We start from the raw sequence: 26,747 nt of genomic DNA, 5'->3' as shown, positions 1-26,747 counted from the left end.
TATTTCATCAGGAGTCCGTCGTGACTGAAATATTGATCACTGACCATGCTTTATTAGATACGGTCCTCACGACGGAAAATGCCGTACTGCGTTTACGCCGGCAGCGTTTAGCCGCATCCACGCGCGCCTATCGTGCCCGTGGCTGTCGCGCAATACGTTGTCAGGGCTGCTTGTTGGCAGAGCGTTTTTGTTTGTGCGATACCATAAAACCACAGCCAGCCGCCAGCCGCTTTTGCCTGATTATGTTTGATACCGAACCCCTAAAACCCAGCAATACCGGCCGCTTGATCGCAGATATTCTGCCCGACACCCAAGCCTTTCTCTGGGCGCGCACTGAGGTTGACCCTGCATTGCTGGCGGCCATTGGCGACCCTGCGCGCCAGCCATATGTCGTATTCCCAGAAAAATACGCTGAACCGCCACGGCAGATACTCAATCACTTGCCCATTAGCGATAAGCCTCCGCTATTTATACTGCTGGACGGCACCTGGAACGAAGCCAAAAAGATGTTCCGCAAAAGTCCCTATCTGGCTGACCTGCCGATGCTGTCACTCAATGTCACTAATAGCTCGGATTATCTGTTACGCGAAGCCCCACGCCCAGAGCAACACTGCACGGTCGAAGTCGCCGCTACCCTGCTACAACAAGCGGGTGATATTCAGGCCGCAGACCAATTAACGGCCCATTTCCTCTATTTCCGCCAGCAATATTTAGCGGGAAAACCTCACCATCCAGTGGGGCGAGTCACAGCAACTGTCGAAGAAAGCACATAAAATCAGATAAGCTGTCTTTAACTTATACCCAATAGATTTCAGGGCGCAGGAAGGCGGCGAATCGTTCTGGAACCAGTTTGAACAGTATTGATGCGAGCCCGCAGGCTGAGTGAGCGCAGCCAACACACCTGCAACTTGAAAGATAACGGGGATAAACGATGAGCCAACGTGGATTAGAAGCACTACTACGCCCGAAGTCTATTGCGGTTATCGGCGCTTCTGAAAAACCGGATCGCGCCGGTTTCCTGATGATGCGTAATTTGCTGGATGGCGGCTTCAATGGCCCTATTCTACCGGTGACCCCAACCCATAAAGCAGTATGTGGTGTGTTGGCTTACGCAGATATCGCTAGCCTGCCGATTACGCCCGATCTGGCGATTTTGTGTACTCATGGCAGCCGCAATTTGGCCCTGTTGGAAGATCTCGGCATCCGTGGCTGTAAAGCAGTCATCATTCTGTCTGCCGCAACTGAACAGTTCCCAGAGCTGAAAGCCTGCGCGCAACGCCATCATATGCGCTTACTTGGCCCCAACAGCCTGGGCTTGCTGGCGCCATGGCAAGGGCTAAATGCCAGTTTCTCACCCGTTCCCATCAAGAAAGGGCGGCTGGCATTTATCTCTCAATCAGCCGCGGTAGCAAACACCATTCTCGACTGGGCGCAGCAGCGGGAAGTTGGCTTCTCGTATTTTATTGCGCTGGGTGACAGCCTGGATATTGATGTCGATGACTTACTCGATTTCCTGGCCAGAGATGGCAAAACCAGTGCCATTATGCTGTATATCGAACATATCAGTGATGCGCGCCGGTTTTTATCCGCCTCGCGCAGCGCTTCGCGCAATAAACCGATTCTGGTGGTCAAAAGTGGCCGCACACAGCGTGCTCAGCAGTTGCTAAATGGTCAGCAAGGGCTGGACGCGGCTTATGATGCGGCGATTCAACGGGCCGGCCTGCTGCGGGTGCAGGATACTCACGAGCTATTCTCCGCCGTCGAAACACTCAGCCACATGCACCCGCTACGGGGTGAACGGTTATTGATTGTCAGCAATGGTTCCGCCCCGGCGGCCATGGCGCTGGATGAGCTAATCAGCCGTAATGGCAAGTTGGCAACACTGTCTGATACCACCCAATCGGCGCTGAGTGCCGTGCTACCCTCTTTTGTTTCCTTACGTAATCCCATAGACTTGCGCGATGATGCCAGCGCTGAGCGCTATCTGGCGGCGCTTAAACCGCTACTGGACAGTACCGACTACGATGCGCTATTGCTGATTCATTCCCCGAGCGCTGCTGCGCCAGGGAGCAAAACAGCAGAATTACTGATTTCCGCTATCCGTCAGCACCCACGCGGCAAACGCCTTACCCTGCTCACTAACTGGTGTGGTGAATATTCATCACAAGATGCGCGCCGACTGTTCACCGAAGCCGGGATCCCCACCTATCGCACACCGGAAGGGGCGATTACTGCCTTTATGCATATGGTGGAATATCGCCGTAACCAGAAGCAATTGAAAGAGACACCTGCGCTGCCTGTCGGCCTCACCGCCAACACCGCCCACGTGCATCAGTTGATTCGCCAGGCGCTGGCAGAAGGTGCCACCCAGCTTGATACCCATGAAGTACAACCGATACTTGAAGCTTATGGCCTCAGCACACTGCCAACCTGGATTGCCAGTGATAGCGTAGAAGCGGTGCATATCGCCGAACGATTGGGCTATCCGGTTGCCATCAAACTGCGCTCGCCGGATATCCCGCACAAGTCAGAAGTCCAGGGCGTAATGCTGTATCTTCGTACCGCAATTGAAGTACAGCGGGCTGCTGACGATATTCTTGACCGGGTAAGGCGCACTTATCCGCAAGCCCGTATCCACGGGTTGCTGGTGCAAAGTATGGCGAACCGCGCAGGCGCTCAGGAATTGCGAATTGCAGTAGAGCAAGATGCGATTTTCGGCCCGTTGATCATGTTAGGTGAAGGTGGCATCGAATGGCATCATGAAACTCAGGCCGCCGTCGCGCTGCCGCCACTCAATATGGCACTGGCCCGCTACCTGATTATACAAGCGGTCAAAGGCGGCAAAATTCGCAGCCGTGGATCATTACAACCCTTGGATATCCCTGGCTTGAGCCGTTTACTGGTACAAGTCTCTAATCTAATTCTCGATTGCCCCGAAATCAGCCGGTTAGATATTCACCCGGTACTTGCGTCAGGTAGCGAATTCACACTGTTAGATGTTTCGATGCAACTGGCACCTGTCAGCGGCGATCCGCAGGCACGGTTGGCGATCCGCCCCTATCCACACGAGTTGGAACAAAAGGTCGAACTTAAAGATGGCTCTCACTGTCTGTTCCGCCCAATTTTGCCAGAAGATGAACCACTACTAAAATTGTTTATTGATCAAGTCACTAAAGAAGATCTCTACTATCGCTACTTCAGTGAAATAAATGAATTCAGCCATGATGATTTGGCGAATATGACGCAGATTGACTATGATCGAGAAATGGCATTTGTCGCTGTGCGTCAAAAAAATGATGGCCCTGAAATTATTGGCGTCACGCGCGCGTTGTCTGACCCTGACAATATTGACGCCGAGTTTGCCGTGTTGGTGCGCTCAGACCTTAAAGGGCTGGGTCTGGGGCGGGAACTATTAGAAAAGATGATTCAGTATACTCGCAGCCATGGGTTAACACGGTTAACCGCAGTCACCATGCCCAACAACCGTGGCATGATCGGTTTAGCTAAAAAACTCGGTTTTAGTATTGATGTACAGATGGAAGATGGGATCGTTAATCTGGAGCTGACACTTTGATTTCAGTTACATGAATCACCGTGATATATACCACAACCCCAAACGATTCGGTCTTTGGCAGGCAAAACTTGCGCACAATCCGCGAAAGTAGTGGTATTATCGCCCAACTCAATGGATTAGTGTTTTTTAGGATATGGCGGTTCTGCCATCAAATAACAAGAGAAGAAGCGCACTGTGATGTTGTCAAAATTCAAACGTAGTAAACATCAACAACACCTTGCACAACTGCCCAAACTCCCTCAGTCAGTTGATGATGTCCAAACACTTTATTGCCCCAAGGTTTTCCGCTCCACTCTGCTGGATTTAATAGGCCTGGCGACCAAACGTATTTATCTGGTAGCGCTCTACCTGGAGCAGGATGATGCAGGCCGGGACGTAATGAATGCCCTCTATCAGGCTAAGCTTCAGCGCCCAGAACTGGAGATTTGCGTGCTGGTAGACTGGCACCGCGCACAACGTGGGCGTATTGGAGCCGCAGCGGTCAATACCAATGCTGATTGGTACTGTGAAATGGCAGCCAATCATCCGAATGTTTGCGTTCCGATTTACGGTGTTCCAGTCAATACTCGCGAAGCACTCGGCGTGTTGCATCTGAAAGGTTTTATCATTGATGATACTGTGATTTACAGTGGTGCCAGTATCAATGATGTCTACCTCTATCAAAACGATAAGTATCGTTATGACCGATACCAATTAATCACGAACCCATCATTGGCCGAAATTATGGTCGATTACGTGAAACAACGGATGCTAAGTGCAGGAGCGGTGCAACGCTTGGATCGTGCTGATCGACCGACCAATCCTGAGATTAAAAATGAGACCCGACAGTTTCGCTCGTCACTGCGCGACATCGGCTATCAATTTCCGGCACAAGCGAGTAATGATGAACTAGCCGTCACCCCATTGGTTGGCTTAGGCAAAAAGAGTCAACTGAATAAAACGATTCATCATTTAATGGCCTCCGCTGACGAACGACTCACTATTTGTACACCTTACTTTAATCTGCCAGCACTGTTAGTCCGCAATATCATTTATCTACTGCGTGAAGGGAAACAGGTCGAGATTATTGTTGGTGATAAAACAGCAAATGACTTTTATATTCCAGAAGATCAACCATTTAAGATTATTGGCGCGTTACCTTACTTATACGAAATCAACCTGCGCCGCTTCCTGAGTCGCTTACAGCGTTTTGTCGATAGCGGGCAATTAATCGTGCGCCTGTGGAAAGATGGCGATAATACTTATCATCTGAAAGGAATGTGGGTTGATAATAATTGGCAGTTGATTACCGGTAATAACCTGAATCCACGCGCATGGCGTTTGGATCTGGAAAATGCCATTTTGATCCACGATCCTAAGCATGAGATGCACGAGCAGCGCGCTAAAGAGCTGGAGTGTATCCGTACTCATACTAAAGTTGTTTCACATTACCTTGAGCTTGAGAATATTCAGCAATATCCAGTCAAGGTTCGCAAATTGATCCGTCGTTTGCGCAGGATCCGTATCGATCGGCTGATTAGCCGCATTCTATAAATATAAAAACCCGGTTACATGCCGGGTTTTTTGTATCTAGCCAGAGGAGAGACGGCATGTGGTGCCCACCTTATCTTCGCCCATTACTTATCGCTCCACTGTTTTTTCTCAGTTCTGCATGCACGCACATGGCTAATGATAATTGGACCGGGAAAGATAAGGCACAACATTTCTTTGCCTCCGCCGTTTTAGCCGCCGCTGGCACTGCCTATGGTGAGCATCAAAACTGGTCCGATGCCAAGAGCCGTAATTTTGGCCTGCTGTTTTCTATCGGGATCGGGGCGGGTAAGGAGTTATATGATAGTCGTCAAGGTGGGACTGGCTGGAGCTGGAAGGATTTTGCCTGGGACGTCGCTGGTGCAATGACAGGTTACAGCCTTTATCAAGCGGCAAACTGACCCCACTACAGCAATAAACACGCTATTCCTACGATAAAACCTTACTTACCCGTTCAAATCCTCACAGCTAAATCCATAAACAAAAAAAGCCACCTATCACGGTAGCCTTCTGTTTTATTCATCGCTGTGACGGCCGGATTTGACTCACCTGCCCCTGCAATATTTGACTCATCTGACTATGAACCCTGCGACGCAACCACTCTAAGGTCACTATTTATACATATTTCACTATTCTGCCCATAGCAAAAAACCCACGCTTTTGGCATGGGGTCTCGGCTTTATTTGATGCCTGGCAGTGTCCTACTCTCGCATGGGGAGACCCCACACTACCATCGGCGCTACGGCGTTTCACTTCTGAGTTCGGCATGGGATCAGGTGGGACCACCGCGCTATGGCCGCCAGGCAAATTCTGTCTAAACTAAACCCGCTATATGTTTCCACACAGCCAGCCAGCCCAATCTCGGAACTTCGCTGAAAATATCAATCTCTCAACCAAAACACCTTTGGTGTTGTAAGGTTAAGCCTCACGGATCATTAGTACTGGTTAGCTCAATGCATCGCTGCACTTACACACCCAGCCTATCAACGTCATAGTCTTTAACGTTCCTTCAGGGGGCTTAAAGCCCCAGGGAAGACTCATCTCGAGGCAAGTTTCCCGCTTAGATGCTTTCAGCGGTTATCTCTTCCGAATTTAGCTACCGGGCAATGCCATTGGCATGACAACCCGAACACCAGTGATTCGTCCACTCCGGTCCTCTCGTACTAGGAGCAGCCCCTCTCAATCTTCCAACGCCCACGGCAGATAGGGACCGAACTGTCTCACGACGTTCTAAACCCAGCTCGCGTACCACTTTAAATGGCGAACAGCCATACCCTTGGGACCTACTTCAGCCCCAGGATGTGATGAGCCGACATCGAGGTGCCAAACACCGCCGTCGATATGAACTCTTGGGCGGTATCAGCCTGTTATCCCCGGAGTACCTTTTATCCGTTGAGCGATGGCCCTTCCATTCAGAACCACCGGATCACTAAGACCTACTTTCGTACCTGCTCGAGCCGTCACTCTCGCAGTCAAGCTAGCTTATGCCTTTGCACTAACCTCACGATGTCCGACCGTGATTAGCTAACCTTCGTGCTCCTCCGTTACTCTTTGGGAGGAGACCGCCCCAGTCAAACTACCCACCAGACACTGTCCTCACCCCAGATTATGGGGCCGAGTTAGAACATCAAACATTAAAGGGTGGTATTTCAAGGTTGGCTCCATGCAGACTGGCGTCCACACTTCGATGCCTCCCACCTATCCTACACATCAAGGCTCAATGTTCAGTGTCAAGCTATAGTAAAGGTTCACGGGGTCTTTCCGTCTTGCCGCGGGTACACTGCATCTTCACAGCGAGTTCAATTTCACTGAGTCTCGGGTGGAGACAGCCTGGCCATCATTACGCCATTCGTGCAGGTCGGAACTTACCCGACAAGGAATTTCGCTACCTTAGGACCGTTATAGTTACGGCCGCCGTTTACTGGGGCTTCGATCAAGAGCTTCGCCTTGCGGCTGACCCCATCAATTAACCTTCCAGCACCGGGCAGGCGTCACACCGTATACGTCCACTTTCGTGTTTGCACAGTGCTGTGTTTTTATTAAACAGTTGCAGCCAGCTGGTATCTGCGACTGGCTTCGGCGCCGGGAGCAAGTCCCATTACCTAATGCCAGCGTGCCTTCTCCCGAAGTTACGGCACCATTTTGCCTAGTTCCTTCACCCGAGTTCTCTCAAGCGCCTGAGTATTCTCTACCTGACCACCTGTGTCGGTTTGGGGTACGATTTAATGTTACCTGATGCTTAGAGGCTTTTCCTGGAAGCTTGGCATCAACTACTTCACCACCGTAGTGGCTCGTCATCACACCTCAGCGTTGATAAGCAACCGGATTTACCAAGTCGCTCCGCCTACATGCTTAAACCGGGACAACCGTCGCCCGGCTAGCCTAGCCTTCTCCGTCCCCCCTTCGCAGTAACACCAAGTACAGGAATATTAACCTGTTTCCCATCGACTACGCTTTTCAGCCTCGCCTTAGGGGTCGACTCACCCTGCCCCGATTAACGTTGGACAGGAACCCTTGGTCTTCCGGCGTGCGGGTTTTTCACCCGCATTATCGTTACTTATGTCAGCATTCGCACTTCTGATACCTCCAGCAACCCTCACAGGTCACCTTCAACGGCTTACAGAACGCTCCCCTACCCAACAACACCTAAGTGTCGCTGCCGCAGCTTCGGTGCATGGTTTAGCCCCGTTACATCTTCCGCGCAGGCCGACTCGACCAGTGAGCTATTACGCTTTCTTTAAATGATGGCTGCTTCTAAGCCAACATCCTGGCTGTCTGTGCCTTCCCACATCGTTTCCCACTTAACCATGACTTTGGGACCTTAGCTGGCGGTCTGGGTTGTTTCCCTCTTCACGACGGACGTTAGCACCCGCCGTGTGTCTCCCGTGATAACATTCTTCGGTATTCGGAGTTTGCATCGGTTTGGTAAGTCGGGATGACCCCCTAGCCGAAACAGTGCTCTACCCCCGAAGATGAGTTCACGAGGCGCTACCTAAATAGCTTTCGGGGAGAACCAGCTATCTCCCGGTTTGATTGGCCTTTCACCCCCAGCCACAAGTCATCCGCTAATTTTTCAACATTAGTCGGTTCGGTCCTCCAGTTAGTGTTACCCAACCTTCAACCTGCCCATGGCTAGATCACCGGGTTTCGGGTCTATACCTTGCAACTAGACGCCCAGTTAAGACTCGGTTTCCCTACGGCTCCCCTATTCGGTTAACCTTGCTACAAAATATAAGTCGCTGACCCATTATACAAAAGGTACGCAGTCACACCACGAAGGTGCTCCCACTGCTTGTACGTACACGGTTTCAGGTTCTATTTCACTCCCCTCGCCGGGGTTCTTTTCGCCTTTCCCTCACGGTACTGGTTCACTATCGGTCAGTCAGGAGTATTTAGCCTTGGAGGATGGTCCCCCCATATTCAGACAGGATGTCACGTGTCCCGCCCTACTCATCGAGTTCACAGCAAGTGTGTTTTGGTGTACGGGACTATCACCCTGTACCGTGCGACTTTCCAGACGCTTCCACTAACACACAAACTGATTCAGACTCTGGGCTCTTCCCCGTTCGCTCGCCGCTACTGGGGGAATCTCGGTTGATTTCTTTTCCTCGGGGTACTTAGATGTTTCAGTTCCCCCGGTTCGCCTTGCATGGCTATGTATTCACCATGCAATAGTGCAACGAATTGCACTGGGTTTCCCCATTCGGGTATCGTCGGTTGTAACGCTTCATATCAGCTTACCGACGCTTTTCGCAGATTAGCACGCCCTTCATCGCCTCTGACTGCCTAGGCATCCACCGTGTACGCTTAGTCGCTTAACCTCACAACCCAAAGGTGTTTCTTATGTTCAAGTCGGTTGCGCGTCGTGAATACAGCGTTGTGCGGTACTCGGAATGCTCATGAACGTTAAGTTCACTCCGCTTCCTCCGTGCCGTACGCCTTGCCTTCACTTAGCTCACGCGACTCTCTTCATCAGAATACACATTGGCATTGCGATTATTTGAGAGACTCTATTACAGGTTACTCTTTATCTCAGTACATCTACGGAGAGATAAATTTCAGCTGTAATGTTTCAATTTTCAGCTTGTTCCAGATTGTTAAAGAGCAATATTTCACAACACACTGTGCCTTACGACCGCAGTACGTTTTGAAATAGTTTTTTTATATGGTGGAGCTAAGCGGGATCGAACCGCTGACCTCCTGCGTGCAAGGCAGGCGCTCTCCCAGCTGAGCTATAGCCCCATATAAAAAGCAAAATACCTTATCGGCATAACTCATTCTCAGACAAGACGCAGTCACGCAACGTTTATGGGTATAAACGAGTGTGTCTGTAACGCACTATGAGGATGAGTTGGTGGGTCTGAGTGGACTTGAACCACCGACCTCACCCTTATCAGGGGTGCGCTCTAACCACCTGAGCTACAGACCCAACAAGGTACTAAAGCCCGACTAATCTCTCAGCCCGGCCTTATTTGCTCGTTACTTTCTATCAGACAATCTGTGTGGACACTGCGCAATGCGTATCGTTAGGTAAGGAGGTGATCCAACCGCAGGTTCCCCTACGGTTACCTTGTTACGACTTCACCCCAGTCATGAATCACAAAGTGGTAAGCGCCCTCCCGAAGGTTAAGCTACCTACTTCTTTTGCAACCCACTCCCATGGTGTGACGGGCGGTGTGTACAAGGCCCGGGAACGTATTCACCGTAGCATTCTGATCTACGATTACTAGCGATTCCGACTTCATGGAGTCGAGTTGCAGACTCCAATCCGGACTACGACAGACTTTATGTGGTCCGCTTGCTCTCGCGAGTTCGCTTCACTTTGTATCTGCCATTGTAGCACGTGTGTAGCCCTACTCGTAAGGGCCATGATGACTTGACGTCATCCCCACCTTCCTCCGGTTTATCACCGGCAGTCTCCCTTGAGTTCCCACCATTACGTGCTGGCAACAAAGGATAAGGGTTGCGCTCGTTGCGGGACTTAACCCAACATTTCACAACACGAGCTGACGACAGCCATGCAGCACCTGTCTCACGGTTCCCGAAGGCACTAAAGCATCTCTGCTAAATTCCGTGGATGTCAAGAGTAGGTAAGGTTCTTCGCGTTGCATCGAATTAAACCACATGCTCCACCGCTTGTGCGGGCCCCCGTCAATTCATTTGAGTTTTAACCTTGCGGCCGTACTCCCCAGGCGGTCGACTTAACGCGTTAGCTCCGGAAGCCACGCCTCAAGGGCACAACCTCCAAGTCGACATCGTTTACAGCGTGGACTACCAGGGTATCTAATCCTGTTTGCTCCCCACGCTTTCGCACCTGAGCGTCAGTCTTTGTCCAGGGGGCCGCCTTCGCCACCGGTATTCCTCCAGATCTCTACGCATTTCACCGCTACACCTGGAATTCTACCCCCCTCTACAAGACTCTAGCTTGCCAGTTTCAAATGCAGTTCCCACGTTAAGCGCGGGGATTTCACATCTGACTTAACAAACCGCCTGCGTGCGCTTTACGCCCAGTAATTCCGATTAACGCTTGCACCCTCCGTATTACCGCGGCTGCTGGCACGGAGTTAGCCGGTGCTTCTTCTGCGAGTAACGTCAATCAACCGTGCTATTAACACGATTGCCTTCCTCCTCGCTGAAAGTGCTTTACAACCCGAAGGCCTTCTTCACACACGCGGCATGGCTGCATCAGGCTTGCGCCCATTGTGCAATATTCCCCACTGCTGCCTCCCGTAGGAGTCTGGACCGTGTCTCAGTTCCAGTGTGGCTGGTCATCCTCTCAGACCAGCTAGGGATCGTCGCCTAGGTGAGCCATTACCCCACCTACTAGCTAATCCCATCTGGGCACATCCGATGGCGTGAGGCCCGAAGGTCCCCCACTTTGCTCTTGCGAGGTCATGCGGTATTAGCTACCGTTTCCAGTAGTTATCCCCCTCCATCAGGCAGTTTCCCAGACATTACTCACCCGTCCGCCGCTCGCCGGCAAAGTAGTAAACTACTTCCCGCTGCCGCTCGACTTGCATGTGTTAGGCCTGCCGCCAGCGTTCAATCTGAGCCATGATCAAACTCTTCAATTTAAGATTTGTTTGATTTGCTACTAATAAAAGCAGCGATGCTCAAAGATTACTTTCTGCAAATAAGCATTCGAACCGAAGTTCAAATGTGTACTGCTTTGGTCACTCTTCAAGACTTTGATATTTCTTCTGCCTGTCGAAACAGGCTTCGATATCGTCTTGCGAGTGCCCACACAGATTGTCTGATAAATTGTTAAAGAGCGTTCGTTACCCGTTTGCCTTTCGGCGAATCTTACGGTAACGCGGGAGGCAGATAATACGCTTTCCCGCTGAAGAGTCAAGAGTTTCTTTGGTTTCTTTCGAAGTCAAAATCATTCTTTTCGCTTCCTGACCCGGCGAAGTATGTTTCGTTGTTCCCGGTCAGTGGAGGCGCATTATAGGGAGTTCCTGACAGCCTGCAACCCCTAATTTGAAAAAACTTTTCAACTGCTCATTAATACGGCAAAAACCGTAGATATGGCGAAAAAGAAAACAAAAAGGGGGCGATTTCTCGCCCCCTTGAGGATTAACGATTACTGTCTGGCAATGATATGCCCGTTTTCCACATCCAAAGTAACAGGTACTCCCGGGATTAATTTGCCGGAAAGTATCTGCTGCGCCAGCGGGTTCTCGATTTCCTGCTGAATCGCGCGTTTCAATGGCCGTGCACCATAAACAGGGTCAAAGCCGGTTTCCCCCAGGAACTCCAACGCAGGTTGAGTAATGGTAACCTGATAGCCACGCTCTTCCAGACGTTTATACAGCCGCTCCAGTTGAATACTGGCAATTGAGGCCAGATGTGCTCGACCAAGCGGATGGAAGACAACCACCTCATCTATACGGTTAATAAATTCAGGACGGAAGTGATGGCTAACAACCTCCATCACCATATTCTTCATTTCGGTATAACTTCTTTCACCGAAACGTTCCTGAATCAAATCTGAACCGAGGTTAGAGGTCATGATGACAACCGTGTTACGGAAATCAACCGTTCTCCCCTGCCCGTCAGTCAAGCGACCATCATCCAATACCTGCAACAGGATGTTAAACACATCAGGATGTGCTTTTTCCACTTCATCTAACAAGATTACAGAATAAGGACGACGGCGCACCGCTTCCGTCAGATAACCACCTTCTTCATAGCCAACGTAGCCCGGAGGTGCACCAACCAGCCGAGATACGGAATGTTTCTCCATAAACTCTGACATATCAATACGCACCATGGCATCGTCGCTGTCGAACAAGAACGTGGCCAATGCTTTACATAATTCAGTTTTACCTACACCCGTCGGGCCTAAGAATAAGAAGGAACCAATTGGCCGGTTCGGATCTGATAACCCAGCACGACTACGGCGGATAGCATTGGATACTGCTTCGACTGCTTCATCCTGACCAATGACACGTTTATGCAGGTCTTGTTCCATGCGCAGCAATTTATCGCGCTCACTTTCCAGCATGCGTGATACCGGAATACCCGTCCAGCGCGCCAGGACATCAGCAATCTCAACCTCAGTGACACGATTGCGCAGCAACTTCATGGTTTTCCCTTCCAGCGCATTGGCTGCCGCTAGCTGTTTTTCCAACTCAGGGATTTTACCGTACTGAAGTTCTGACATCCGAGCCAAGTCACCCACACGTCGAGCCTGTTCTAAGGTAATTTTGGCCTGTTCCAACTCAGTCTTAATATTCTGAGTCCCAGTCAGTGAGGCTTTTTCAGCTTTCCACTCTTCTTCCAGTTCAGAGTACTCACGCTCTTTCTGCTCTAATTCGGTATTGAGCATTTCCAGCCGTTTTTTACTGGCGTCATCGGATTCTTTGTTCAGCGCTTGCTGTTCCAGTTTCAATTGGATAATTCGGCGCTCCAGCCGATCCAATGATTCTGGTTTTGAATCCATTTGCATACGGATACTGGAACCGGCTTCATCGATCAGGTCAATGGCTTTATCCGGTAACTGGCGATCCGAAATATAACGGTGCGACAGTGTTGCCGCGGCAACAATTGCCGGGTCGGTGATCTGCACATGGTGATGCAGTTCATATCGCTCTTTCAGCCCGCGCAAAATGGCAATGGTGTCTTCGACTGTCGGTTCCGCAACATAGACTTTCTGGAAACGCCGCTCCAGCGCCGCATCCTTCTCTATATACTGGCGATACTCGTCCAGGGTGGTCGCACCGACGCAATGCAGCTCACCGCGCGCTAACGCAGGTTTCAGCATGTTACCAGCATCCATCGCCCCATCGCCTTTCCCAGCGCCAACCATGGTATGCAATTCATCAATGAACAAGATCACACTACCTTCTTGTTTTGATAAATCGTTCAACACGCCTTTTAGACGCTCTTCAAATTCACCACGATACTTAGCACCGGCAATCAGTGAGCCCATATCTAATGACAGCACACGTTTATGTTTCAGGCCTTCAGGCACTTCGCCATTGACGATACGTTGTGCCAACCCTTCCACGATGGCGGTTTTACCGACACCGGGTTCACCAATTAATACCGGGTTGTTTTTGGTACGACGTTGTAACACCTGAATAGTACGGCGAATCTCTTCATCACGGCCAATCACCGGATCAAGTTTCCCCTGCTCCGCACGTTCAGTCAGGTCGATAGTGAATTTTTTCAACGCCTGACGCTGATCTTCAGCGCCTGGATCATCGACTTTGTCACCACCACGCATATTTTCAATTGCCTTATCTATTTTATCAGTTGTTGCACCGGCAGCCTTTAACATGTCAGTTAAGGTGCCGCGGTCTTCAAGCACTGCCAACACGAACAGTTCTGAAGAGATAAACTTATCTGCACGCTTTTGCGCTAATTTGTCACAAAGATTCAATACACGTACCAGCTCGTTTGATGGTTGAACATCACCGCCGGTACCTTCAACTTGTGGAAGACGACCTAAAGCCTGCTCAATGTCGCTGCGCAAACTGGCAACATTAATACCCGCCGAGGTCAACAATGGGCGAACCGTCCCCCCATCCTGATTGAGCAGTGCGCTCATCAAATGTAACGGTTCAATAAACTGGTTGTCGCGCCCAAGCGCTAAAGACTGGGCATCGGCGAGGGCAAGCTGGAATTTGCTAGTAAGACGATCCAGACGCATAACACCTCCGATATTGGTCAAAATTGCTACTGGAGATTAGATGAGGTCATCCCTCAAATTTTCAAGGTTATTTCGACACTATATTTAAAGTAATTCGTTATGCGTCAGCGGATCGTCCTAATTCAGTAGGTTATATCAGCCAGACTAAACTTGCCATACGTCCAGTGATTCCATCGCGCCGATAAGAGAAAAATTGCTGTTTTTCACTCACAGTACAGCGATTACCGCCATAAATAGCGTGAATACCTGCAGCCTGTAGCCGCAAATGAGCCAATAGATAGATGTCAGCGAGATATTTGGTGCCTGAAGGAACAAAAGCAGAGGCGGATGCTGGGTCGATATTGATAAAGGCCTGTTTCACATCTTCACCCACTTCGAACTGCTGTGGGCCAATGGCTGGGCCTAACCAGGCAATAATAGAAGCAGGGGCCGCGTTGAACTGCGCCAGCGTCTGTTCAAGGACGCCAGCACATAAACCACGCCAACCAGCATGTGCGGCCGCAACTTCGTCGCCGGCTAATGAACAAAACAGCACCGGTAGGCAATCTGCGGTCATTACGGCACAAACTTGCCCGGCAACCCGGCTATAAGCCGCGTCAGCCTGTACATCAGCTACCGCCTTACTATCCAGATGCAGGACACGAGTACCGTGTACCTGCTCCAACCAAACAGGCATTTGCGGCAAGCCAGCCAGTTCAACTAATCGCTGGCGATTAGCTATCACACTGGCTGCAACATCACCAACATGGGTACCAAGGTTTAATGAATCATAAGGCGATTCGCTGATACCACCGTGACGGGTGGTGCTACATGCCTTAACACCGGCAGGCATCGGCCAGTCTGGGAGTATCAGTTGGGGACTCATTACCAATCCATCTGGTCTTTGAATTCTTCAGTATCAGCCTTCAGCGCATTTATCAGCTCAACCATATCTTCTGGTAATGCTGCATGCCATTCCATTTGGATACCACTGATAGGGTGATACAAACGCAGCATGGTGGCATGCAATGCCTGACGATCAAAACCACGCAGAATGGAAATAAAGGAATCAGAGGCGCCTCTTGGTGGGCGCGGACGGCCACCATAAAACTGATCACCCACCAGCGGATGGTTAATATGAGACATATGCACGCGGATCTGATGGGTACGGCCCGTTTCTAAACGCAAACGTAGGCGGGTATGGGCGCGGAAATGCTCCATAATCCGGTAATGGGTAGTTGCTGGTTTACCCATTGGGTGCACAGCCATGTGAGTACGCTTGGTGGAATGACGCGAAATTGGCTCGTCTACTCGACCGCCCGCAGTCATATTGCCAATGGCTACGGCTTCATATTCACGGGTAATTTCACGCGCTTGCAGTGCTTCAACCAAACGCGTTTGTGCCGGAACCGTTTTTGCTACTACCATCAAACCAGTAGTATCCTTATCCAGGCGATGAACGATACCCGCGCGCGGGACATCCATGATTTCAGGATAATAATAGAGCAGTGCATTCAGAACCGTACCATCTGGGTTGCCGGCTCCGGGATGCACAACTAAACCACGGGGTTTATTAATGACCAAAATATCGTTATCTTCATAGACGATATCCAGTGGGATGTCTTGAGGCGCCCAGCGGGCATCTTCCTCAATTTGCGCGTCAATGGCGACGAGCTCACCACCCAACACTTTTTCTTTAGGCTTATTAATTGTTTTACCGTCGACTGTGACCCTGTCTTCCAAAATCCACTCTTTTATGCGAGATCTTGAATAATCAGGGAACAATTCGGCCAAAGCCTGATCTAACCGTTGACCGAGTTGAGATTCGGCCACCGTTGCGCTGAGTTGTACTTGTTGTGCCATATGCAGCTTCTTGTTCGTTAACGTTGGGTTTTGACGGCGATGCCGTTTAATATAATGTGCTATTGTATCTAGATCTTTGTCGGGAGCTTAACGGACAGTCTCCCGGAATAACACTTCGAGGATAATCAAAACGTCATGACGCGTATGAAATATCTGGTGGCTGCCGCCACGTTGAGCCTGGTGCTGACCGGTTGCTCCAGTAACAAGGACGTGGTTCCCGATAACCCGCCTTCTGAGCTCTATGCTACCGCTCAGCAAAAACTGCAGGACGGTAACTTTAAGGGAGCTATTACGCAACTAGAAGCGTTAGATAACCGCTATCCTTTCGGGCCTTACTCCCAACAGGTTCAGCTTGATTTGATTTATGCGTATTATAAATCTGCTGATCTGCCGTTGGCGCAAGCCTCAATTGATCGCTTTATGCGCCTCAATCCAACACATCCTAACATCGATTACGTATTATATATGCGTGGTTTGACTGACATGGCTCTGGATGACAGCGCATTGCAAGGTTTCTTCGGGATTGATCGTTCAGACCGCGACCCGCAACATGCCAAGGCCGCATTCCGCGATTTTAACCAGTTGATTCAAAACTATCCGAACAGCCAGTACGCAACTGATGCGCAAAAACGCCTGACGTTCTTGAAAAATCGTCTGGCCAAGCATGAACTGGCCGTGGCGCAATATTACACTAAACGAGGCGCTTACGTCGCGGTAGTTAACCGTGTAGAACAAATGTTGAGAGATTATCCTGATACTCAAGCAACCCGTGATGCGTTGCCATTGATGGAAAATGCTTATAAACAACTGCAACTCAATGCCGAGGCAGACAAAGTTGCCAAGATAATTGCAGCGAATCCAGCCTGATATTATCTGGCTCGATAAAATAACAAACGGCAGCCTAGGCTGCCGTTTTCAATTCTTGCCTTACGGCAGATGTTCACTTTACTGGTGTAGGCCGATAAAACTCACTGCATCAGACTATCGCGCTAATATCCTATCTAAAACAGAAAAATAACGCCGTTTTTAACTGAATGCAGGCAATATAACTTATCAATAATGCGGCATTATAATCAATGATTCAAGCCCCCAGCCGCTATTCCTGACGTTGAATCACAGTTCCCATGACCTTTGCAAAAAGTGACAAAAAAAAGTGACCTTGATCATACATTTTGTGAGAAAGAGAGGTATGCTGAAGTTATCCAAGACGGAGCAGACAGAGAGGTAAGTCATATGACAGTCAACATTACCAGTAAGCAAATGGATATTACCCCAGCAATTCGCAAGCATGTTGAAGACCGTCTCACCAAACTGGATAAATGGCAGGCCCAGTTAATAAACCCGCACATCGTACTGTCTAAAGGTCCACAAGGATTTGTTGCCGATGCAACTATCAGTACACCAATGGGGCCATTGGTTGCCAGTGCCAAACATGATGATATGTATGCTGCAATTAATGAGCTTATCACCAAACTAGAACGCCAATTAAATAAAGTGCAGCACAAAGGTGAAGCTCGCCGCGCAGCAAGTAGTGTTAAAGAAGCTAATCTGGAGTCAGTAGATGTAGAGGAAGAAGAATCCGAGCAAGAACAATAGCCGGAGCCATCCATCTCATTTCGGATCTAACGCGCCTTTGGGCGCGTTTTTTATTGACAGCAATTCAGGCTGGCGGTTAATTTAGAGTCTGATCAGTTTTAAGAACTGACTTTCTTTACTATTTATTTTCGTGGCAACACACTTACGAGTAAAACAGGTAACCAGTAACGATGATCAATAAAGTGTTTTTCTTCGCATTCTTTTTTACCTTCCCCTGATTGGGAGGCTTTTCGTCGTGTGATAAAGAATGCGAAGACGAACAACAAAGCCTCCCAAGCGGGAGGCTTTTTTTATGTGTATATCCTCGTCATACTTCAAGCTGCATGTGCATTGGCTACCTTCCTGCTGCTCGAATTATTTAGGGTATAATCATTCAGAAAAATAAGGCAAATCCCTATGACCGATAATCCATTACTGGTGCTACGTGAACGCATCAGCGCACTAGACTTAAAACTGCTCGCCTTGCTGGCAGAGCGGCGTGAATTAGCAGTGGATGTCGCTAAAGCTAAGCAGCTCCATCATCGTCCTATTCGCGATAAAGAGCGTGAACGTGACTTACTGGATGCCCTGATAACTGCCGCTAAGCCCTATGACCTCGACGGATTCTATGTCACTCGTCTGTTCCAACTTATTATCGAAGACTCGGTCTTAACTCAGCAGGCACTGTTACAACATCAGCTTAATCAAACCACCCTGCATTCTGCCCGTATCGCTTTCCTGGGTCCAAAAGGCTCTTATTCACATCTGGCTGCACGTCAATATGCCGCTCGTCATTTTGAGCAACTGATTGAATGTGGTTGTCAGAAATTCCAAGATATTTTCACTCAGGTAGAAACCGGGCAAGCGGATTACGCCGTCTTACCGATAGAGAACACCAGTTCCGGCTCTATTAACGACGTTTATGATTTGCTGCAACACACCAGTTTGTTCATCGTAGGGGAAATAACCAACCCTATTGACCACTGTGTTCTGGTTGCAACTGAAACTGACCTGAGCAAAATCGAAACCGTATACAGTCACCCACAACCTTTCCAGCAGTGCAGCCAGTTCATTAATCGTTTCCCTCATTGGAAAATTGAGTATTGCGAAAGCACTGCTGCGGCGATGGAAAAAGTGGCACAAATGAACTCGCCAACAGCCGCCGCTCTGGGTAGTGAAGCTGGTGGTGCACTGTATAATTTGCAGGTGCTGGAACATAATCTGGCGAATCAGCAACAAAATATCACTCGCTTCATTGTTCTTGCCCGTAAGTCCATTGAAGTTTCAGAGCAGATACCGGCCAAAACCACCTTAATTATGGCGACGGGTCAGCAATCAGGGGCACTGGTTGAAGCACTATTAGTGCTGCGAGACCACGGTATCATCATGACGAAACTGGAATCCCGCCCGATTAATGGCAATCCGTGGGAAGAGATGTTTTATATTGATGTGCAGGCTAATTTACGGTCCGATTCGATGCAAAAAGCGCTGGCAGACTTAGCACCTATTACCCGTTCGTTGAAAATATTGGGTTGCTACCCAAGCGAGAACGTGATTCCGGTCAATCCAAGTTAACGCAGCGTTAGAGATTCACGACGCCTAGGATTTACAAGGCCCAAGGATGGGCCGAGTAACAAGTGCAACCAATGACGGGTATGATTATAGGCGGCTATCGTTCGCCTGACGCAGCAATGAACGGCTCTCCACCAGAAAACGCTCTGCATAATCGCCAAACCAGTGCTCAACTTTCTGAAAACTTTGGACAAAGGCTTGTTTATCACTCTGCTCGAGCAAAGTAATCGCTTCACCAAAGCGTTTGTAATAACGTTTAATTAGCGCCAGATTATCTTCCGAAGACATAATAATATCGGCATAAAGCTGTGGGTCTTGCGCAAACAACCGCCCAACCATCGCCAGTTCCAGACGATAAATCGGTGAAGACAGTGCCAACAATTGCTCTAGCTGCACGTTTTCCTCAGCCAGATGTAGCCCATAGGCAAAGGTCGCAAAATGCCGTAATGCCTGAATAAATGCCATATTCTGATCATGTTCGACAGCACTGATGCGGTGTAATCTTGCCCCCCATACCTGTAACTGCTCCAACAGCCACTGGTATGCTTGCGGGTCGCGACCATCACAATACACTACCACTTGCTTCGCCAGACTGCCCACATCAGGGCCAAACATCGGATGCAGACCCACAACCGGCCCTTCATGAGCAGCCAGCATGGCTTGCAGCGGCTTGTTTTTCACCGAAGCGAGATCCAATAAAATGCAATCTGGCGGTAATTTTGGTAATCGCCCAATCACTTCTTCAGTGATATGGATGGGTACACTAACAATCACCATACCAGCATCCGCCAGAATGGACTCAGCCTGTGGCCAGTCCCCTTGCTCCAGTGTTTTCACCTGATAACCAGACAAGCCCAGCATACGGCTAAATAAACGCCCCATCTGCCCTTGCCCACCGATAATGATTACGGGCCGCAATTGTGGGCACAAGGTTTTAAAACCTTTGTCATTCTCGCTGGTATAAGACTCTCGCATTATCCGACGCAATACGTCTTCAATCAAATCCGGCGGTACACCTAAAGCCTCGGCTTCCTGTCGGCGTGAGGCCAGCATCAAAGCCTCACGATCTGGAACATAAATAGGCAAACCATAACGGCTTTTAACTTCACCTACTTCTGCCACTAAATGCAGGCGTTTAGCCAGCAGGTCCAACAGTGCTTTATCGACTTCATCAATTTGATCGCGTAAAGCGGTCAGTTCAGCCACCATACTTACTCTTCCTCTACAGTCCGTGCCGCCAGCACCGAACGCAATTCTTGATGCATGCCGCGTAACAGGGTTTCGGTGCTTTCCCAGTTAATACAGGCATCGGTCACTGAAACACCGTAGTGCATAGCAGTACGGGGTTGTTCAGATGACTGATTCCCTTCGTGGATGTGGCTTTCCAACATCACACCGGTGATAGAACGATTACCCGCCTTGATCTGTTCAACCACAGATTCAGCGACGGCAGTCTGGCGACGGTAGTCTTTATTCGAATTACCATGACTGCAATCTATCATTAAGGATGGAGTGAGTCCCGCATCCTGCATCTGTTTTTCACACTGAGCGACATCTTGTGCACTGTAGTTAGGGGTTTTGCCACCACGTAAAATCACATGACCGTGTGGATTGCCCTGGGTTTGCAACAAACAAACCTGACCGGATTGGTTAATTCCCATAAAGCGATGTGGCATAGCCGCAGCACGCATTGCATTGATTGCGGTGCCCAAACTGCCATCAGTACCATTCTTGAATCCAACTGGCATGGATAAACCAGATGCCATTTCACGGTGAGTTTGTGATTCGGTGGTACGCGCACCAATTGCTGACCAACTGAACAAATCACCCAGGTATTGCGGGCTATTCGGATCCAGTGCCTCAGTTGCCAACGGCAAGCCCATACCCACTAAATCCAGCAGTAATCGACGGGCAATATGTAAGCCAGCTTCCACATCGAAAGAGCCATCCATTGCCGGGTCGTTGATAAGGCCTTTCCAACCGACAGTAGTTCTTGGTTTTTCAAAATAGACACGCATAACGATATATAAGCTATCACTCAACTCCGCAGAGAGTGTTTTCAAACGACGCGCATAATCCAGAGCAGCATCCACATCGTGGATCGAACATGGGCCACAAACGACTAATAAACGTGGATCTCGTCCTTGAACAATGTCAGCAATGGTTTTGCGAGCAGATTCAATCGCATACTGATCATTGTCGCTCAAAGGAAACTGGTTTTTCAGTTCTTCCGGGGTTATCAGTATTTGTTCAGCACTGATATGGACATTATTGAGCGCATCTTTTTGCATGATCATATTCTTTACCCTATCTCTGTTTAGCGGATGTCGTTTAGCGTATTTATCGTTTGATGAGGTACACAATACCATGACGTGTAAAGTTTTCAATCCATATGTGTAAATAAATAATTACCACACTTTTACCGCCCTATTTCTGTCCGACTTTTGCGGTAAGTCGCAGTTTCCGCAGATGGTCCCAACCTCCCTCGGAGGCCATGATAGAATGCGGAAAATTTGTGGAGGCTGTATGTTAAGAGTCATCATCGTCGACGATGAGCAACCTGCGCGTGAAGATTTACGCGAAAGACTGAGTGAAGAACACGATATTGAGATCGTCGCCGAATGCAGTAATGCACTGGAAGCAATCCCTGCAATCCAGCGTTTACAGCCCGACGTGGTGTTTCTCGACATCCAAATGCCAAGAATTAATGGCCTGGAATTGGCATCAATGTTGAATCCAGAAAACATGCCACACATCGTGTTTGTTACCGCTTACGATGAATATGCTATCCGTGCATTTGAAGAGCACGCCTTTGACTATCTGTTAAAACCACTCGATTATCAACGGCTGGCAAAAACGCTAATACGCTTAAGGCGCGGCCTGACCGTAAATAATAATTTACATAAAATCACTGAACCCATGCTGCGGCATATCCCCTGTTCCGGTCATAACCGTATTTTTTTGCTGAAAATTGAAGAAGTAGAATATCTAAGCTCTGAGCTTAGCGGGGTGCATGTCGTCGGGACAGTGCAATCAGGCTATACCCAGTTGTCACTCAAAACACTCGAAGAAAAAACACCATTTATCCGCTGCCACCGTCAATATATGGTGAATACTGAACAACTGGGAGAAATTCAACTGATGGATAATGGCTCAGCCGAAGTGATTACCCGTAGCGGTAGGCATATCCCGGTGAGTCGCCGCTACTTAAAATCACTGAAGGAGAAATTAGGTATTAGTTGAGGGATGCGGCAGTTAAAAATCACAGAAAATTCCCCGACCGATTATACGTTTTATCAATGCATGCCAATCATTAACAGCATGGCGGTGCCAACGCAAAAGGAAAACCGCCCTCAAATTATGATCCAATTGATAATATTAATGTGTTAAAACGGGAAATAATAAGTGTTATTAGAAAATTAACACATTAATTGAATACAATATTTATACATTATTTTCACAATCAGACCATATATCCCATCATCCCCTCCTCACGCCACTTTAATTAATTAGAAAAGTCTGGGCTGATATAAAAATAGAGGCAGATCTCAGATTTAATTAATTACATAACTAAACAATACTCCCTTGATATTAGCCAAGTTTTAATCAATACAATCTGTGCTCTGATAGAGAAAGTCGAGTAAGAGCCATGCTCGTTGCTTAAAACCAGCAAATACCTAACCGAATTTCATTCATGTTGGAAGCAAGGGAACGTTATGATAACACTACAATTTATAATTATAATTATATGTCTACTACTGGGGACACGCTACGGAGGTATGGGGCTGGGGTTAATAAGTGGTATCGGCTTATTTATTCTAACCTTTATCTTTGGGCTTGAACCAGGGAAGCCACCAGTAGATGTCATGCTCACCATATTAGCTGTTATTGGTTGTGCATCTGTATTACAAACTGCCGGTGGATTAAATGTAATGATGCAATTTGCCGAGCGCTTATTACGCCGGCACCCTCAGCATATTACGCTACTAGCTCCATTTACAACCTGGTCATTAACCTTTTTATGTGGCACCGGGCACGTTGTTTATACCATGTTCCCGATTATTTCTGATATTGCCATTAAGAAAGGTATTCGCCCGGAACGACCAATGGCTGTTGCATCCGTTGCTTCACAAATGGCTATTACCGCCTCACCCGTATCGGTAGCTGTCGTATCATTAGTATCAATTATTGGTGCCAACCACGGTATCGGCCATGCTTACAGCATTCTGGAGATTCTGGCCGTATCAGTCCCAGCCTCTTTAGTTGGGGTACTAATGGCAGCCTTGTGGAGCCTGCGCCGTGGTAAAGACCTGGATAAAGACCCTGATTTTCAAGAGAGAATTAAAGATCCAGAGCAACGCTCCTTTATCTATGGTTCAACAGATACATTATTGAATCAGGTTTTCCCGAAACAAGCCTACTGGTCTACCTGGATATTCTTCGCAGCGATCGCAATAGTAGTATTACTGGGCGCTTTTGCTGATCTGCGACCAGCCTTTGAAGTTAAGGGCAAATTGCAGTCACTGTCGATGAACCTGGTTATTCAGATGATGATGCTGATAGCTGGTGCGGTTATATTGATGGGTTGTAAAGTTAAACCCAGTGATATCTCTAACGGTGCCGTATTTAAAGCTGGCATGGTTGCTATCTTCTCGGTATTCGGTGTTGCCTGGATGAGTGATACCTTCTTCCAAGCCCATATGGGTGATTTGAAACTGGTATTGGAAGATGTCGTGAAAAGTAAGCCTTGGACTTATGCCATTGTTCTGTTCTTGGTTTCCAAACTGGTAAACAGCCAAGCGGCAGCATTAGCCGCCATCGCACCAATGGGCCTGCAACTTGGTGTTGATCCTAAAATGTTGATTGCCTTCTTCCCAGCAGCTTATGGCTACTTTGTTCTGCCAACTTATCCAAGCGACCTTGCTTGCATCGGTTTTGACCGTTCAGGTACCACCAAGATTGGTAAATTTATCATTAACCATAGTTTTATCATCCCAGGCCTTATCGGTGTTATTAGCTCGTGTATCACCGGTTACCTACTGGTAACGACCTTTATGTAATTACTCGGTATACAGATGATATGCAAAGAGGCCAGTTCACAATGGACTGGCCTCTTTAATTTTGTGGCATAAGAATTTCATTCTGTGAACACAATATCTATTTTTATTACTTTATTACTCACAGTAAAAAGTTGATACACTCTTTTTATTACATTTTAAGAATTAACTCATCGGAAAAACCTTCTTATTATAATTAATTATTCAATCCGAAATATCTTCTGATTTAGTTGGATCACAACTGCTACAATGCGGGCCGCAGCACAAAAATCATTTTTTTCACCATGGGCCTATTATGTTTTCTTTGCGTCATACCAGGGCGTTGCCGTTTTATCTCAGCGCAATCGCTTTATCCCTCATCAGCACTGCAGTTCTTGCTGATGGGACTGTTTTTACTGCCTTAGATGATCCAGCTACAGCCAAGAAGAGCTTTGATGGTACTGTCGAGGCTGGCTATACCGCACAATCAGGTAATACCACTAACTCAACGTTGACTGCTAACTCAACGTTAACCTGGTTCCAACCTAACACCGCCTATAGTTTGTGGGGAGCCGCGCGTAATACCAGCGCTAACAATCAACGCTCTTCCGAACGTTACCAGCTAGGCGGGCGTACCCGCTATAATCTGACTGACAGTAACTACCTGTTCGGGCAAGCCAGTTGGCTGAATGATCGCTACAACGGTTTTGATTCCCGGTCGGTATTAACTACCGGTTATGGCCGCCAGATTATGACCACACCGTTGCACAACCTACGGGTGGAATTTGGTCCCGGTGTTCGCCACGATGAATTTTATGGTGGTGGTCGAGCCACTAAAGCATTGGCTTATGGCGGTGCGAACTATACCTATCAACTAACTGATAATACGGTGTTTAGCGAAGGGGTTTCCGCATTAGCGAACGAAGAAACTACGCTAAACTCTGAAACTGCGTTAAATGTGGCAATCAATAAAAGTTTCGCACTGCGCCTGGCTTATGTTGTGACTTATAACACTAAGCCACCTGCCAGCGCGCCTAAAAATACTGATACCACAACATCAATAACTCTGGTTTACGGCCTGTAATCATCTATTAGTCTTTTTAGCGTGGTGTGATGCCACGCTAATTATCTCAGTTCACCTTCCCATTCCCCCCCACTTATCGCGCTGAAATCTCTGTCGTTTTTTTGTCGTCATTGAAATAAAAAAAGGGGTCAGCCGATGGCTAACCCCTTCATAACTATTAACTTTTGGATGCAGCGCTAGCTGTATCTTAGTTAAGACGCTCTTTAATACGAGCAGACTTACCAGTACGCTCACGCAGATAGTACAGTTTCGCTTGACGAACGGCACCACGACGTTTCACAGTAATGCTGTCGATTACTGGGGAGTGAGTTTGGAATACACGCTCAACACCTTCGCCGTTGGAAATTTTACGAACGGTGAACGCAGAATGCAGACCGCGGTTACGAATAGCGATAACCACGCCCTCGAATGCCTGCAGACGCTTTTTAGAACCTTCAACAACCCATACCTTCACTTCCACGGAATCACCCGGACGGAATGCAGGTACGTCCTGCTTCATCTGCTCTTGTTCGATTTGCTTGATAATATTGCTCATAATAAGTCTCTTACCCTAGGTAAACTGATATATCAGGAAGTTGGCACGCGGCACAACACTCCTTTCATAGTTCTGTTGCTTCAGGGCTTGTGTTCCCGTTGGAACTCAGCCAGCAACACCATTTGCTCGTCAGTCAGAGCTAGGCTTTCTAGAAGTTCAGGTCTTCTAAGCCAGGTACGGCCCAGCGACTGCTTTAAGCGCCAGCGACGAATCTCGGCATGGTTGCCCGACAGTAATACTGGCGGAACTTCCATCCCTTCTAACACCTCAGGACGAGTGTAGTGTGGGCAATCCAGCAATCCATCAACAAAGGAATCTTCCTCTGCTGAAGCCTGATGACCTAGCACTCCCGGGATAAAGCGGGATACTGAATCTATCAGAGCCATTGCCGGCAGCTCGCCACCGCTGAGAACGTAATCACCAATTGACCATTCTTCATCAATTTCGGTTTTCAGTACGCGCTCATCAACACCTTCGTACCGACCACATACCAGAATCATCTTCTGATTGGTAGCCAGTTCGCAAACACCCTGTTGGTCCAGTTTGCGCCCTTGAGGTGACAGATAAATCACCTTTGCTCCCTCGCCTGCCGCTGCTTTTGCTGCATGAATGGCTTCCCTTAGCGGTTGCACCATCATCAACATTCCCGGGCCACCGCCGTATGGGCGGTCATCCACGGTACGATGCCGATCGTAGGTAAAGTCACGAGGACTCCAACACTGCACGCTCAGCAGGCCATTTTTTACTGCCCGGCCAGTTACCCCGTAATCGGTTATTGCGCGGAACATCTCGGGAAACAGGCTAATAACACCGATCCACATCGTTTTGTTCCACTCACTTTT

Annotated in this window: 17 protein-coding genes, 2 tRNA genes, 3 rRNA genes and 1 other annotated feature; of the genes, 10 read left to right on the top strand and 12 right to left on the bottom strand. The window is 48.5% G+C overall.

Annotation, left to right across the window (positions count from 1 at the left end; genetic code table 11):
• Nucleotides 1-20 precede the first annotated feature (20 nt).
• The 4 genes from Q2T71_RS03460 (at nt 21) to Q2T71_RS03445 (ending at nt 5,505) form a co-directional block, all read left to right on the top strand.
• On the top strand, nt 21-773 hold the full coding sequence (locus Q2T71_RS03460) for a tRNA-uridine aminocarboxypropyltransferase (RefSeq protein ID WP_372558126.1): 753 nt from the start codon (nt 21-23) through the stop codon (nt 771-773).
• A gap of 158 nt (nt 774-931) precedes the next feature.
• A complete protein-coding gene (locus tag Q2T71_RS03455; RefSeq protein ID WP_372558125.1) occupies nt 932-3,574 on the top strand; it encodes a bifunctional acetate--CoA ligase family protein/GNAT family N-acetyltransferase in 2,643 nt (880 codons plus the stop codon).
• A gap of 180 nt (nt 3,575-3,754) precedes the next feature.
• On the top strand, nt 3,755-5,107 hold the full coding sequence (gene pssA, locus Q2T71_RS03450) for a CDP-diacylglycerol--serine O-phosphatidyltransferase (RefSeq protein WP_372559835.1): 1,353 nt from the start codon (nt 3,755-3,757) through the stop codon (nt 5,105-5,107).
• A gap of 56 nt (nt 5,108-5,163) precedes the next feature.
• Nucleotides 5,164-5,505, top strand: coding sequence for a YfiM family lipoprotein (locus Q2T71_RS03445; protein ID WP_083160207.1), 342 nt, complete (start codon nt 5,164-5,166; stop codon nt 5,503-5,505).
• Between the two features lie 287 nt (nt 5,506-5,792).
• Here the strand turns inward: Q2T71_RS03445 and rrf are convergent.
• The 8 genes from rrf to rluD all read right to left on the bottom strand — a co-directional run bounded on the left by rrf (nt 5,793) and on the right by rluD (nt 16,103).
• Nucleotides 5,793-5,908, bottom strand: a 5S ribosomal RNA gene (rrf, locus tag Q2T71_RS03440).
• A 110-nt stretch (nt 5,909-6,018) separates the two neighbouring features.
• Nucleotides 6,019-8,925: ribosomal RNA gene (locus tag Q2T71_RS03435) — 23S ribosomal RNA — on the bottom strand.
• 345 nt (nt 8,926-9,270) lie between these two features.
• Nucleotides 9,271-9,346: transfer RNA gene (locus Q2T71_RS03430), tRNA-Ala, on the bottom strand.
• A 110-nt stretch (nt 9,347-9,456) separates the two neighbouring features.
• Nucleotides 9,457-9,533 (bottom strand) — tRNA-Ile (locus tag Q2T71_RS03425).
• A gap of 102 nt (nt 9,534-9,635) precedes the next feature.
• A 16S ribosomal RNA gene (locus Q2T71_RS03420) occupies nt 9,636-11,178 on the bottom strand.
• Together the 16S, 23S and 5S rRNA genes with 2 tRNA genes alongside form the textbook arrangement of a ribosomal RNA operon.
• A 509-nt stretch (nt 11,179-11,687) precedes the next feature.
• Nucleotides 11,688-14,261: an ATP-dependent chaperone ClpB gene (clpB, locus tag Q2T71_RS03415; RefSeq protein WP_372558124.1), complete on the bottom strand. Its 2,574-nt coding sequence runs from the start codon at nt 14,259-14,261 to the stop codon at nt 11,688-11,690.
• A gap of 130 nt (nt 14,262-14,391) precedes the next feature.
• Nucleotides 14,392-15,126, bottom strand: coding sequence for a purine nucleoside phosphorylase YfiH (gene yfiH / locus Q2T71_RS03410; protein ID WP_372558123.1), 735 nt, complete (start codon nt 15,124-15,126; stop codon nt 14,392-14,394).
• Nucleotides 15,126-16,103: a 23S rRNA pseudouridine(1911/1915/1917) synthase RluD gene (gene rluD / locus Q2T71_RS03405; RefSeq protein ID WP_083160215.1), complete on the bottom strand. Its 978-nt coding sequence runs from the start codon at nt 16,101-16,103 to the stop codon at nt 15,126-15,128. The genes yfiH and rluD overlap by 1 nt, the downstream gene beginning before the upstream one ends.
• A gap of 135 nt (nt 16,104-16,238) precedes the next feature.
• Here rluD and bamD point away from each other — a divergent pair, with 135 nt between their 5' ends.
• The 3 genes from bamD to pheA all read left to right on the top strand — a co-directional run bounded on the left by bamD (nt 16,239) and on the right by pheA (nt 19,253).
• Nucleotides 16,239-16,970: an outer membrane protein assembly factor BamD gene (gene bamD, locus Q2T71_RS03400; RefSeq protein WP_032905545.1), complete on the top strand. Its 732-nt coding sequence runs from the start codon at nt 16,239-16,241 to the stop codon at nt 16,968-16,970.
• Between the two features lie 366 nt (nt 16,971-17,336).
• Nucleotides 17,337-17,699: a ribosome-associated translation inhibitor RaiA gene (gene raiA / locus Q2T71_RS03395; protein ID WP_083160217.1), complete on the top strand. Its 363-nt coding sequence runs from the start codon at nt 17,337-17,339 to the stop codon at nt 17,697-17,699.
• 169 nt (nt 17,700-17,868) lie between these two features.
• Nucleotides 17,869-17,993, top strand: a sequence feature (Phe leader region).
• 102 nt (nt 17,994-18,095) lie between these two features.
• Nucleotides 18,096-19,253 carry a bifunctional chorismate mutase/prephenate dehydratase gene (gene pheA / locus Q2T71_RS03390; RefSeq protein ID WP_372558122.1) on the top strand — a complete coding sequence of 386 codons (1,158 nt, stop codon included), beginning with the start codon at nt 18,096-18,098 and terminating at the stop codon, nt 19,251-19,253.
• An 84-nt stretch (nt 19,254-19,337) separates the two neighbouring features.
• Here the strand turns inward: pheA and tyrA are convergent, their stop codons facing one another.
• Both tyrA and Q2T71_RS03380 read right to left on the bottom strand, forming a co-directional pair.
• On the bottom strand, nt 19,338-20,459 hold the full coding sequence (gene tyrA / locus Q2T71_RS03385) for a bifunctional chorismate mutase/prephenate dehydrogenase (RefSeq protein WP_372558121.1): 1,122 nt from the start codon (nt 20,457-20,459) through the stop codon (nt 19,338-19,340).
• A 2-nt stretch (nt 20,460-20,461) separates the two neighbouring features.
• Complete coding sequence (locus Q2T71_RS03380; protein WP_083160223.1) at nt 20,462-21,541, bottom strand: 3-deoxy-7-phosphoheptulonate synthase; 1,080 nt, start codon at nt 21,539-21,541, stop codon at nt 20,462-20,464.
• Between the two features lie 235 nt (nt 21,542-21,776).
• On the opposite strand from Q2T71_RS03380, the gene btsR reads away from it, so the two are divergent.
• From btsR to Q2T71_RS03365, 3 genes are all read left to right on the top strand, one after another.
• Nucleotides 21,777-22,493 (top strand): two-component system response regulator BtsR, encoded by a 717-nt coding sequence (gene btsR / locus Q2T71_RS03375; protein ID WP_083160225.1) that lies wholly within the window; start codon nt 21,777-21,779, stop codon nt 22,491-22,493.
• 473 nt (nt 22,494-22,966) lie between these two features.
• Nucleotides 22,967-24,310: an anaerobic C4-dicarboxylate transporter gene (locus tag Q2T71_RS03370; RefSeq protein WP_372558120.1), complete on the top strand. Its 1,344-nt coding sequence runs from the start codon at nt 22,967-22,969 to the stop codon at nt 24,308-24,310.
• A 292-nt stretch (nt 24,311-24,602) separates the two neighbouring features.
• Entirely contained in the window at nt 24,603-25,370 is a 768-nt protein-coding gene (locus tag Q2T71_RS03365) for a YdiY family protein (protein WP_372558119.1), read from the top strand.
• Nucleotides 25,371-25,557: 187 nt separating this feature from the next.
• Here the strand turns inward: Q2T71_RS03365 and rplS are convergent, their stop codons facing one another.
• Complete coding sequence (gene rplS / locus Q2T71_RS03360) at nt 25,558-25,905, bottom strand: 50S ribosomal protein L19 (RefSeq protein ID WP_005182038.1); 348 nt, start codon at nt 25,903-25,905, stop codon at nt 25,558-25,560.
• An 80-nt stretch (nt 25,906-25,985) separates the two neighbouring features.
• Nucleotides 25,986-26,726: a tRNA (guanosine(37)-N1)-methyltransferase TrmD gene (gene trmD, locus Q2T71_RS03355; RefSeq protein ID WP_005182033.1), complete on the bottom strand. Its 741-nt coding sequence runs from the start codon at nt 26,724-26,726 to the stop codon at nt 25,986-25,988.
• Nucleotides 26,727-26,747 lie beyond the last annotated feature (21 nt).

This window comes from Yersinia sp. 1652 StPb PI (genome assembly GCF_041538345.1).
Taxonomy (GTDB): Bacteria; Pseudomonadota; Gammaproteobacteria; order Enterobacterales; family Enterobacteriaceae; genus Yersinia; species Yersinia enterocolitica_E.
This window is presented reverse-complemented; position numbering and strand designations above follow the sequence as displayed.